This is a genomic window from Trichococcus sp. K1Tr, from assembly GCF_028309625.1.
GTDB lineage: Bacteria > Bacillota > Bacilli > Lactobacillales > Aerococcaceae > Trichococcus.
In genome coordinates this window covers 386,550-398,479 of the sequence record NZ_JAQMHR010000001.1, presented here as the reverse complement: position 1 = coordinate 398,479, position 11,930 = coordinate 386,550, and the positions used below count along the sequence as shown (strand labels likewise).

The window sequence follows — 11,930 nt, the reverse complement described above, 5'->3', positions numbered from 1 at the left end:
TGAAGATATGGTTCAAATTGGGGAAATCCTAAAAAGCGCTAGACTTTCCAAAGGATACACATTGGATGATCTACAGCAGATGACTAAAATACAGAAGCGGTATTTGATTGCGATAGAAGAAGGCGATTTTGAGATTATGCCGGGCAATTTCTATGTTCGTGCCTTCATCAAGCAGTATGCTGATACTGTGGGCTTGGATGGCGACCGCTTGTTGGGGGATCATGCAAGTGTGATTCCGGAAATACATGGGAGCAGCCAAGCGGAGGATTCCGGTTCTTTTTCTCCCAGTCGCTCCGAGACTAAAAGAGCTTCAAAAAGGACGAATTTTAATTATGGCGGCTCCGTCCAGAGCCAGTTGCCTACTTTTCTGTTGGCTGTGTCGGTAATTGCCATCGTACTTGTGGTCTGGAGGGCTACATTGAATGATGACGATGAGCAGGTTCAGATCGAAGTGGCTTCGAACATCAGCCAGACGACTATGGCATCGCAAGCGACGGTTTCCAGCGGCTCAGAGCAGGCAGAAAGTGCCGTTGTAGCAGAACAAACAGCGCAGGTGACTTTGGTCTCATCTGCCGATGGTTATGCGGAATATGACGTCGCCAGTTTGTCGTTGCCATCAGAGTTGAAAATCTCGGCGGTGGCAGGAGGCAGTTCCTGGATCAGCGTAAGCGTGAACGGAATCGTCCAAGAGCCTTCCGGCATCGTGGGCAGTGAAAACCCGTTGACGGTCACTCTACCGTTGAACACAAGCGAGATCGAAGTGGTAGTCGGCGTGATGCCGGCAACAATCATCGAGCTGGATGGCACAGTTGTCGCGATGCCAGCCGATCATCAAGAGATTCAGACCCAAACCTTATCCTTTACCGTCAGAGGTGTAGAATAAGGCAGGGTACATTAAAGGAGTTGCAGAAGTTGAATTTACCTAATAAATTGACAGCATTGCGGATTATGATGATTCCGTTGTTCATGATCATCACCTTGGTTCCTTTCGATTGGGGGACGCTTGCGGTTGCCCAATCACAGATTGCCGTCAATCAACTTGTCGGAGCCATCATTTTTGCCATCGCCAGTTTTACGGATTGGCTGGATGGTTACATCGCCAGAAGGGATGGCTTGGTCACCAACTTCGGGAAATTTGCTGATCCATTGGCGGATAAGATGCTTGTCGCCACTGCCTTGATCGTGCTTGTCGGCCAAGGTTTGGCTCCATCGTGGGTCGTCAGCATCATCATCAGTCGGGAGTTGGCGGTCACAGGCTTGCGCCTCTTGCTTGTGAAGGAAGGCGAAGTCATGGCAGCAGCGTGGCCGGGGAAAATCAAAACAGCGACACAAATGGTAGCCATCATTTTGTTGTTCGTGGATAACTTTCCTTTTCAGGCAACCGGCATCCCGGTTGCGGACATCATGCTGTATCTTTGCTTAATTTTCACCATCTACTCAGGGGTGGATTATTTCGTCAAGAATAAACACGTTTTTGTCGGATCTATGTAGTTTTTATAAATAAGAAGGGCTGGGTTGCATCAGGTTGCGATCCGAACAAAAGGAAACGCGATTCTTTTGTGCCCTTCTTTTTCTTTATCTTTTTTATGCTGTTGAATTTTTTGTTTTGTTTGAGCGAATACTATGGATGTGAGGGATTAAATATGAACGCAGAAATCATTTCAGTCGGAACGGAATTGTTGATGGGGCAAATAGTGAATTCGGATGCGGCTTTCATCGCCAAGGAATTGACCGGTTTGGGCATAGACTCCTATTTTCAAACGGTTGTCGGTGATAATCCCGGAAAAATAAAAGATGTGATTAAAATAGCGGAATCACGAAGCGACCTGTTGATTTTTACAGGAGGTCTCGGACCCACCCAGGATGACTTGACCAAACAGACCGTGGCCGCGCACCTCGAGGAAAAGCTTGTCATGGATGAAGCGGGATTGGCGCATATCCGGCAATGGTTCGACCGTTCGGGAAGGAGCATGACGGCAAACAATGAGCTTCAAGCTTTAGTGTTCAAGGGCGGTATTGTCTTCCCGAACCCGATTGGACAAGCGTTAGGCACCTACACCGAAAAGGACGGAAAAGGTTATTTGCTGCTGCCGGGACCGCCAAGAGAACTTGAGCAGATGTTCCTGCAATTTGTGAAGCCGTTCCTTTCCAGCAAGTATGAAGATCAGCAAGTCATCTCATCGAAGACGCTCCGCTTTTTCGGAATCGGCGAATCTACCTTGACAACGGTGTTGGAGGAACTGATCCGCAATCAGACCAACCCGACGGTAGCCCCATATGCCGGGAAATACGAAGTGACCTTGAGGCTCACGGCAAACGCTGCAACAGAGGCGATCTGCGGACAGCTATTGGATGAAAAAAAAGCGGAAATATTAGCGCTCGTCGGGGAATATTATTACGGCGACGGCGACGAATCCAGCCTTGCCGAAGTGGTAGGGAAGAAATTGTTGAAGGACAAAAGAACCATCAGTGCGGCTGAAAGTTTGACCGGAGGGCTTTTTCAAGCCGAACTTGTCAAGGTTCCCGGCATAAGCGAGGTCTTCGCGGGCGGCATCGTTTCTTACCAAGAAGGCGCTAAGCAACAGGTCCTTGGCGTTCCGGAACACATTCTCGAGACTTACGGAATGGTCAGCCCAGAGTGCGCGGTGGCGATGGCGGAACGTGCGCGGGAACTGTTTGATACTCAGTTGGCCATTTCTTTCACGGGCGTTGCCGGACCTGATCAACTGGAGAACAAACCAGCCGGGACGGTCTGGATTGCCCTTAGCAAAAAAAATGGACCCACCGCAGTCCAAGGCTTCCGATTTTCCCGCGATCGCCTCGGGAACAGGGAACAGGCAGTCATGCAGGGGTTTGATATGATTCGGCGGTATTTGATGGATTCTGATTTTGAAAAATAAAAAACGAACATCTGTTCACTTTATTCTTGCTTTTTTGTCCGGAAAAGGATAGTATTACGTTGTGGTGTTAATGCATGTAAATGAAAGCTTGGAGGAAACAATTGATGGCTAATTTAAATGAAAATAGACAAAAAGCCTTGGATGAGGCTCTGAAAAAGATAGAAAGAAATTATGGTAAAGGTTCCGTCATGAAACTTGGCGAAAAGGTGGACACGCAAATATCCACTGTACCAAGCGGTTCGTTGGCTCTTGATGTTGCATTGGGCGTAGGCGGTTATCCGAGAGGCCGTATCATCGAAGTGTACGGTCCTGAATCATCAGGTAAAACAACCGTTGCGCTCCATGCGATTGCCGAAGTGCAAAAAAAGGGCGGCGTTGCTGCCTTCATCGATGCTGAACATGCTTTGGATCCAAAATATGCTGCAGCTTTGGGTGTGGATATCGACGAATTGTTGCTTTCCCAACCGGATACAGGTGAGCAAGGCCTGGAAATAGCTGATGCTTTGGTTTCATCAGGGGCTGTCGACATCGTGGTCATCGACTCGGTTGCCGCATTGGTACCGCGTGCCGAAATAGAAGGCGAAATGGGAGACTCCCATATGGGTCTGCAGGCACGTCTGATGTCCCAAGCTTTACGGAAACTGTCCGGATCGATCAACAAAACAAAAACGATCGCAATCTTCATCAACCAAGTCCGTGAGAAAATCGGCATCATGTTCGGGAATCCGGAAACGACACCAGGAGGAAGAGCGCTTAAATTTTACGCTACTATCCGTCTGGAAGTCAGAAGAGCGGAACAGATCAAGAGCGGAACAGAGATCATGGGTAACCGCACAAAAATCAAAGTAGTAAAAAACAAGGTTGCGCCGCCATTCAGGACAGCTGAAGTGGACATCATGTACGGGGAAGGCATTTCCCAAGTCGGCGAAATCATCGATATGGCTTCAGAGAAGGATATCGTCAACAAGAGTGGCGCTTGGTATGCCTACAAAGGGGAACGCATCGGCCAAGGCCGCGAAAATGCAAAAAAATTCCTGACTGAGCATCCAGAGATGAGAGCTGAAATCGAGAAGCTTGTCCGTGACGAATACGGCATAGGCGATAAAAAAGCGGTAGAGGCAAAAGAAAAAGAAAAAAACGAGCCGGTTGAATCGGTCGATCTGTTGGACGAGTAAAAAAAATTTTTCAAGAGGCCGGGACCAAAATCCGGGCCTCTTTCTTTTTTCAAAAGCGGAAAAAAGGGCAATATAGAAACAGGTTTGAATGTATTTTGGTTATGTTACCGTTTTATCGTTGACATGTCAGTATTCTACGTTTAGAATGAATTTATGTGTATCGCTTCATTCTGCACATTGTAAAACTAATTTTTATTCATTTTTTTTGACAACAAAATTAAATAGATACGGAGGTGAAACTATGGATATATGGACTTTAGCCTTCGCTATCATAGCTTTAATTTTTGGTGTCGTTGTCGGATATTTATATCGAAAATCGAATCACGAAAAAGAAATAGCTGGTGCCAAAAATACCGCTTCCCAAATTCTTGAAGATGCTCGTAAAGAAGCAGAAACAACAAAAAGAGAAGCTATGTTAGAGGCGAAGGATGAGAACCACAAATACCGCTCAGAAATAGAAGATGAATTGCGCGAACGACGCGGTGAGGTTCAAAAACAAGAAAATCGATTGATCCAAAGAGAAGAAAATTTGGATAGAAAAGATACCAGTCTTTCGAAACGTGAACAATCTATCGAGTCAAAAGAGGATAATCTTGTCAAAAGACAAAACGCTTTAGTTTCTGAGGAAAATCGCATTCAAGCATTGGTGGAAGAGCAACAACATGAACTGGAAAGAATCGCTACCTTATCACGTGAAGATGCAAGAAACATCATCATGGACGAAACGGAAAATCAACTTTCGCATGAAATTGCGGTCATGATCAGAGAATCCGACCAAAAAGCGAAAGATGAAGCAGATCGTAATGCGAAAAACATTATCCTGCAGGCGATTCAAAGAAGTGCAGCCGATCTAGTTTCGGAAGCAACAGTTTCAGTTGTTACACTGCCTAATGATGACATGAAAGGCCGGATCATTGGCCGCGAAGGAAGAAACATTCGGACTTTGGAAACCTTGACAGGTATTGACCTGATCATCGATGATACGCCAGAAGCTGTCGTTTTAAGCGGATTTGATCCTATCCGAAGAGAAATTGCGAAAATGGCTTTGGAGAAATTAATTCAAGATGGACGTATCCATCCTGCAAGAATTGAGGAAGCAGTTGAGAAAGCCCGTAAGGATATGGATGAACGCATAAGAGAAATCGGCGAACAAGCAACTTTTGAAGTTGGCATCCATTCTTTGCATCCTGATCTGATTAAAATTTTGGGACGTCTGCATTTCCGCACTAGTTATGGACAAAATGTCCTGAACCACAGCATCGAAGTCGCAAAACTTTGCGGCGTAATGGCTGGGGAACTAGGCGAAGACATCAATCTGGCCAAACGTGCAGGTCTGTTGCATGACATCGGAAAAGCTCTCGATCATGAAATAGAGGGTTCACACGTTGAAATCGGCGCAGAAATCGCCCAGAAATACAAAGAAAATCCGGTTGTCATCAATGCAATTGCCTCACATCATGGCGATGTCGAAGCAAACTCAATCATATCAGTATTGGTCGCATCTGCTGACGCTTTATCTGCTGCTCGTCCGGGCGCAAGAAGTGAATCTCTGGAAAACTACATCCGCCGTTTGGAGAAACTGGAAGCAATTTCGAACAGTTTCGAAGGCGTAGCAAGCAGTTTTGCTATCCAAGCAGGAAGAGAGATCCGCGTCATGGTCAAGCCAGACCAACTTGACGATTCTCAAGCTATTCGTGTAGCTCGTGAGATTAGAAAGAAAATCGAAGAAGAACTAGATTATCCGGGACACATCAAGGTTACGGTTATACGCGAAACAAGAGTAATTGAATATGCCAAATAATGAAATACCAAACGGGACATGCTATTGTCCCGTTTTTTGCTTTTTATGGATATCCCGGGAGATGGCAAGGTTGCAACGGCTTATCTAAACAGACAAAATATGTTACTATAAAAAGACTAGAATTTAGAGAAGAGGCTGAAGATGAAAGTATTATTTATTGGGGATGTCGTAGGTTCAATCGGCAGACAGATGCTGCAGGATACACTCCCACAACTGAAGAAACATTACCGTCCGCAAGTGACCATTGTGAACGGAGAAAATGCGGCTGGCGGCAGAGGCATAACGGAAAAAATTTACAAAGAATTTTTGCAGACCGGTGTTGATGTCATCACCATGGGGAACCATACGTGGGATAACCGTGACATATTCGAATTCATCGGAACGGCCAATAAGATGATCCGTCCGGCTAATTTCCCGGAAGGGACTCCTGGCATCGGTTGGACGATCATAAAAGTGAACCAACTGAAATTGGCTGTGGTGAACCTGCACGGACGTGTCTTCATGAACAGTCTGGATGACCCTTTCCGCAAAGCGGATGAAATACTGGAGCAGGTACGGAAAGAAACGAATTGCATCTTTGTCGATTTCCATGCCGAAACGACCAGCGAAAAACAAGCGATGGGCTGGTATTTGGATGGGCGCGTTTCTGCTGTGGTCGGTACGCATACGCATGTACAGACAAATGATGCGCGTATCTTGCCGGACGGGACAGGCTATCTGACGGATGCCGGAATGACCGGGGCTTATGACAGCATCTTAGGCGTCGAAAAAGAGATCATTATCCAGAAATTTCTGACGCAAATGCCGATTCGGCATGAAGTGCCCGAAAAAGGCAGGAAATTGCTTTCCGGGTGCTATATTGAAATCAATGATCAGACCGGTAAGTGCGTAAAAATCGAGAACATCGTGATCAATGAAGATCGCCCATTTGGAGGGGAATTCTATTGACCCAAGAACTGCCTATCGAAGGCCCGGCAGAAGCAGAATTGAACAGACTGATCGAAACGCTGAAAAAAAATGAAGTGATCGTCCGCTATCAAGAGGCCGAAGAAAACACAAAAGACAATCGGGCGTTGGAACAATTGGTCGAAACCATCAAAAGCAAGCAAAAAGAAGCCGCGGCTTTTGAACATTACGCTAAGCCGGCAGCGGCAGAAAAAATAGCCGCTGAATTAGCGGAGCTGAACAAGCAATTGAAGGACAGCATAGCGGTCCAACAATACCGCGAAGCTTTATGGGATGCCAACGAACTATTGGAGAATGTCATCAGCATCATCCAACGCGGCGTCGATGACGCTATCGAAAAAGATGAAGCATGAGGACTGAAGAGATCTATTAATTGAGGTGAAAGAATGCCACAGAAGACTAAAAATACGCCCATGATGGAGCAATACTTATCCATAAAAGAACAGTATCCGGATGCGTTTTTGTTCTACCGCTTGGGCGATTTCTATGAATTGTTCCATGATGATGCCATGAAGGCCGCAAAATTACTGGAAATCACGCTGACGAGCCGCAACAAAAACGCCGATGAGCCGATCCCGATGTGCGGGGTTCCCTATCATGCTGCAGCGGAATACATCCGGAGACTCGTGGAAATGGGGCACAAGGTCGCCGTTTGCGAACAGATGGAGGATGCCAAGCTAACGAAAGGCATGGTGCGGCGGGAAGTCGTGCGGGTCATTACGCCCGGAACATTTCTGAATGAGAACGGCAGCGAGAGCAAGACAAATAATTATTTGGCGAGTGTCCTCCGGAACGAAACAGGCGGTTATGCGCTGGGATATGTCGATATCGGAACGGGGGAGCTGAAAGTCACCCTCCTGACCAACGAAGACGCCGTATTCAACGAGCTCCAGACATTGCCTTTCAAAGAAATCGTCCTGGACTCAAAAACAGCTGACGGTCTGACGGAAAAGTTGGAAAAACATTTCGGAATCCTGGTTTCCATTCAGGCGAAACTGATTCCGGAAACGGACTTCCACGATCTGGTTGCGGAATTGCCGCAACAGTCGGAAAAAGATGTACTTGTCCTGTTGTTGAGCTACCTTTCGGATACCCAGAAGCGCAGCCTGTCCCACCTTCAGAAAGCCGTCGCCTATCAAACGGACGCTTTCCTGAAGATGGATACCTATGCGCGGCGCAACCTCGAGTTGTCCGCATCCATCCGGACGCAGCAGAAAAAAGGCAGCCTGCTGTGGACGCTGGATGAAACCAAAACGGCTATGGGCGGGCGCATGCTGAAACAGTGGCTTGAAAAGCCGCTGATCAACCTGAGCGACATACTCGAAAGGCAGCGGAAAGTGGAGTCGCTGGTCAACCACTACTTTGAACGGATGGACATCAACGACGCGTTGACATCGGTTTATGATCTGGAACGTTTGGTCGCCAGAGTATCGCTAGGCAATGTCAACGGGCGCGATCTGATCCAGCTGAAAACCTCTCTGCAGCAGATTCCAGGATTGGTCCAAGCCATCGCTGCAATCGACGAACCGGATGTTTGGCAGGATGTCATCGACAAGTTGGAAGCATACCCCGATGTCATCGAACTGATCGAGCGGGCGATCACGGATAATCCGCCTATCCAGATCACGGAAGGCAACATCATCCGCGACGGCTACCATGAGCAATTGGATCGCTACCGCGATGCGATGAACAACGGGAAGCTTTGGATAGCGATGCTGCAAAAAGAGGAAAGAGAAAAGACCGGCATCAAAACGCTGAAAATCGGCTACAACCGCATTTTTGGCTATTACATAGAAGTGACGAAGGCGAACCTTGCAGCGCTGCCTGAAGGCACGTATGAGCGCAAACAAACGCTCGCCAATGCGGAACGTTTCGTCACGCCTGCATTGAAGGAGAAAGAGACGCTTATTTTGGAGGCTGAGGAAAAGTCTGTCGAATTGGAGCATGAGCTGTTTGTCGCCTTGCGGGAAGAGATAAAAGGATACAGCCGACAGTTGCAGGCACTTGCCAAACTGGTGGCGGAGATCGATGTCCTGCAGTCGTTCGCCCACGTCAGCGAAGCCTATCATTTTTCCAAGCCCGAATTGAGCAACAGCGACCGCAATCTGTCCATCAAAGAAGGGCGCCATCCGGTTGTGGAACGCGTCATCGGCAAAGATAAATTTGTGCCAAACAGCATTTCAATGGACAAGGACAACCATATCCTGCTGATCACCGGGCCGAATATGTCAGGCAAGAGCACCTACATGCGTCAGGTTGCCCTGATTGTCATCCTGGCCCAAATGGGTTGCTTTGTACCGGCCGAGAAAGCCCATTTGCCTATCTTTGACCAAATATTTACCCGCATAGGCGCGGCTGATGACCTCTATTCCGGTCAGAGCACATTCATGGTCGAAATGGTCGAAACGAACCAAGCGCTGCGATTCGCCACCGATAAGAGTCTGATCTTATTCGACGAAATCGGCAGGGGGACAGCAACGTATGACGGCATGGCCTTGGCCGAAGCGATCCTGCGTTACATCGATCGCACAATCAAAGGCAAGACACTGTTTTCGACGCATTACCATGAGTTGACCCAACTCGAAGCCGATTTGGCGGGGACAAAAAATGTCCATGTAGGGGCAATCGAAAAAGACGGAGAATTGGTGTTTCTGCATAAACTGATGCAGGGACCTGCGGACAAAAGCTACGGCCTGCATGTGGCCAAATTGGCCGGAATGCCGCATGAATTGATCGCCGAGGCGCAAGTCATCCTGAATTCATTGAATGAACAGCACGTGCTGCATGCGGGGGCGGACGCGTCAGTTCCGGATGATACGGTCGAACAATTGGCGCTGTTCCAGGAAAGCGCGATGCACCCGAACGAGAAGCACATACTGGATGAGTTGTCGGACCTGGCGCTGGAGGATTGCACACCGATGCAAGCCATGCTGATGATAGACAGTTGGAAGAAGTTGCTGAAATCGCAAAAAAGTAGGTGAGAACGATGGCCAAAATCAGGGAGCTTTCCCAAATATTGACGAACCAAATCGCTGCCGGTGAAGTGATCGAACGCCCGGCATCGGTCGTTAAGGAATTGGTGGAGAATGCGATCGATGCGAACAGTACGCAGATCGATGTCTTCATCGAGGAGGCGGGATTAAAAAAGGTGCAGGTCACCGACAACGGCGACGGCATCGCGGCGGACGAGGTGAAACTTGCCTTTACGCGGCACGCGACCAGCAAAATCTACACGCAGGATGATCTTTTCCGCATCCACTCGCTGGGGTTTCGGGGTGAAGCTTTGCCCAGTATCGCTTCCGTCGCCAAAGTTTCGATCGAAACGGCTGTCGCTGATCAAAGCGGCACCTACTTGTCGATAAAAGGCGGCGTCATCGGAGAGGAAAGGCCGAACAAATCCCGCAAAGGGACGACGATCATCGTCGAAGACCTTTTCTACAACACGCCAGCCCGGCTGAAATACATCCGTTCCCTGCAGACTGAATTGTCGAACATCACCGACATCATGAACCGGATCGCCTTGAGCCATCCGGAGATCGCTTTCCGTTTGCATCATGAAGGCAACCAACTTCTGCATACGGCTGGCAACGGCGACCTGCGCCAGACCATCGCGGGCGTCTACGGGACACTGACCGCCAAGAAGATGAAACTGATCGAGAACGAAAATCTGGACTTCAAAGTGAAGGGCTACATCAGCTTGCCGGACACGACGCGGGCAAGCCGCAACTACATCACCTTGATACTGAACGGGCGTTTCATAAAAAATTACGCCCTGAACAAAGCCATCATCGATGGCTATGGATCCAAGCTGATGGTCGGAAGGTATCCGCTCGCCGTCATCGTTATGGATGCGGATTCCCTGCTGTTGGATGTGAATGTCCACCCTTCGAAAAAAGAAGTCAGAATCAGCAAAGAAAAAGAGCTTGGGGAATTGATCCAAAGCGCAATCGCTGCTGTTTTGCGGACGGAAGAACGCATCCCGAGCGGCATCGAAAATCTGAAATTCAAACGCCAAAGTCCGGCTGAACCGGTCCGGACCGAGCAATTGAGCGTCTCTTTCCGGCCCTTCGATCAAGAGCTCGTGCAAGAAACGGAAACGAAGCTGCCGGCGACAAGCGAAAATGAGGATTTCCGCTCTTTGGAGACAGCATGGAACAACGGGCCGGCCCACAATGAAAACGACGAACACATAAAGCCCTTTACAGATTCCGCAGAGACAGAACCTCGTGAATACCTTCCCCTTCCAAGTGAAGAACAAGAAGTTTACGCTGTTCCGTTCAGTGACCAGCCAAAACAGGACCGTAATGAACCAAGCGCGCCTTACCTGTCCAGCGAACCAAAAAATCCGGCTGCACATGAAGAACCGATCATGAAAACCGTCCAGAAAGTCGAAGCGGAGGCAGAGAAGGGACCGGCGAGCAAGCGGCCTTTCCCGGAGTTGCACTTTTTCGGCCAGATGCACGGCACTTACCTGTTCGCGCAGAACGAAAATGGCCTCTACATCATAGACCAGCATGCTGCCCAGGAACGCATCAAATATGAATACTACCGTGAAGAAATCGGCAAGGTTTCCACCGATCTCCAAGGTTTGTTGATACCGATCATGCTGGATTATCCGGCGAATGAATTCCAGTTGATCCAGGAAAATCGGGAGGCGCTGGAATCGATGGGCCTGTTCCTGGAACCATTCGGCCAGAACAGTTTCATCGTTGAAAAGCATCCTGCCTGGTTCACTCCGGGTGAGGAGGAAGACATTCTGAAGGAACTGGTGGAGATGTTTTTGGCTGAAGGCGATATCTCCATCAAAAAGCTTCGGGAAGCAACGGCCATCATGATGAGCTGCAAGCGCTCGATCAAGGCGAATCATTTCCTCAGCGACAAAGAAGCGCGCCAACTGTTGGTCGATCTTGCCCAAACGGATAATCCCTACAATTGCCCGCACGGCCGGCCGGTGCTGATTCAATTCTCCAACCAGGATATGGAAAAGATGTTCAAACGGATCCAGGACCCGCACTGAAAGCGTATCATTTCTTATTTCTGCTTATTTATTGTAAAATCAGGATAGTTAAATAACAGATAGGAGTGGAA

The 11,930-nt window shown here is 48.4% G+C and carries 9 protein-coding genes; all 9 read left to right on the top strand.

Annotated features, from left to right (window positions below):
* The first annotated feature begins 7 nt into the window (after window positions 1-7).
* Window positions 8-883 (top strand): helix-turn-helix domain-containing protein, encoded by an 876-nt coding sequence (locus tag PH235_RS01820; protein ID WP_272160760.1) that lies wholly within the window; start codon window positions 8-10, stop codon window positions 881-883.
* 29 nt (window positions 884-912) lie between these two features.
* Window positions 913-1,491, top strand: a complete 579-nt coding sequence (gene pgsA, locus PH235_RS01815; protein WP_272160759.1) for a CDP-diacylglycerol--glycerol-3-phosphate 3-phosphatidyltransferase — start codon at window positions 913-915, stop codon at window positions 1,489-1,491.
* A gap of 152 nt (window positions 1,492-1,643) precedes the next feature.
* Window positions 1,644-2,900, top strand: coding sequence for a competence/damage-inducible protein A (locus tag PH235_RS01810; RefSeq protein WP_272160758.1), 1,257 nt, complete (start codon window positions 1,644-1,646; stop codon window positions 2,898-2,900).
* A gap of 104 nt (window positions 2,901-3,004) precedes the next feature.
* On the top strand, window positions 3,005-4,075 hold the full coding sequence (gene recA / locus PH235_RS01805) for a recombinase RecA (protein ID WP_086628080.1): 1,071 nt from the start codon (window positions 3,005-3,007) through the stop codon (window positions 4,073-4,075).
* A gap of 241 nt (window positions 4,076-4,316) precedes the next feature.
* Window positions 4,317-5,876 carry a ribonuclease Y gene (gene rny, locus PH235_RS01800; protein ID WP_086628079.1) on the top strand — a complete coding sequence of 520 codons (1,560 nt, stop codon included), beginning with the start codon at window positions 4,317-4,319 and terminating at the stop codon, window positions 5,874-5,876.
* A gap of 141 nt (window positions 5,877-6,017) precedes the next feature.
* A complete protein-coding gene (locus PH235_RS01795; RefSeq protein ID WP_272160757.1) occupies window positions 6,018-6,824 on the top strand; it encodes a TIGR00282 family metallophosphoesterase in 807 nt (268 codons plus the stop codon).
* The gene (locus tag PH235_RS01790) at window positions 6,821-7,195 is read left to right on the top strand and encodes a YlbF family regulator (protein ID WP_272160756.1); all 375 of its coding nucleotides are present in this window, start codon (window positions 6,821-6,823) and stop codon (window positions 7,193-7,195) included. Before PH235_RS01795 ends, PH235_RS01790 begins: the two co-directional genes overlap by 4 nt.
* Before the next feature lie 33 nt (window positions 7,196-7,228).
* On the top strand, window positions 7,229-9,823 hold the full coding sequence (gene mutS / locus PH235_RS01785; RefSeq protein WP_272160755.1) for a DNA mismatch repair protein MutS: 2,595 nt from the start codon (window positions 7,229-7,231) through the stop codon (window positions 9,821-9,823).
* Between the two features lie 5 nt (window positions 9,824-9,828).
* Window positions 9,829-11,859, top strand: a complete 2,031-nt coding sequence (gene mutL / locus PH235_RS01780) for a DNA mismatch repair endonuclease MutL (RefSeq protein ID WP_272160754.1) — start codon at window positions 9,829-9,831, stop codon at window positions 11,857-11,859.
* The last annotated feature ends 71 nt before the right edge of the window (window positions 11,860-11,930 follow it).

Coding starts and splice junctions, on each gene's coding strand:
- rny (WP_086628079.1), top strand. CDS start 4,317: ATGGATATATGGACTTTAGCCTTCGCTATCATAGCTTTAATTTTTGGT.
- mutS (WP_272160755.1), top strand. CDS start 7,229: ATGCCACAGAAGACTAAAAATACGCCCATGATGGAGCAATACTTATCC.
- PH235_RS01810 (WP_272160758.1), top strand. CDS start 1,644: ATGAACGCAGAAATCATTTCAGTCGGAACGGAATTGTTGATGGGGCAA.
- PH235_RS01795 (WP_272160757.1), top strand. CDS start 6,018: ATGAAAGTATTATTTATTGGGGATGTCGTAGGTTCAATCGGCAGACAG.
- PH235_RS01820 (WP_272160760.1), top strand. CDS start 8: ATGGTTCAAATTGGGGAAATCCTAAAAAGCGCTAGACTTTCCAAAGGA.
- mutL (WP_272160754.1), top strand. CDS start 9,829: ATGGCCAAAATCAGGGAGCTTTCCCAAATATTGACGAACCAAATCGCT.
- recA (WP_086628080.1), top strand. CDS start 3,005: ATGGCTAATTTAAATGAAAATAGACAAAAAGCCTTGGATGAGGCTCTG.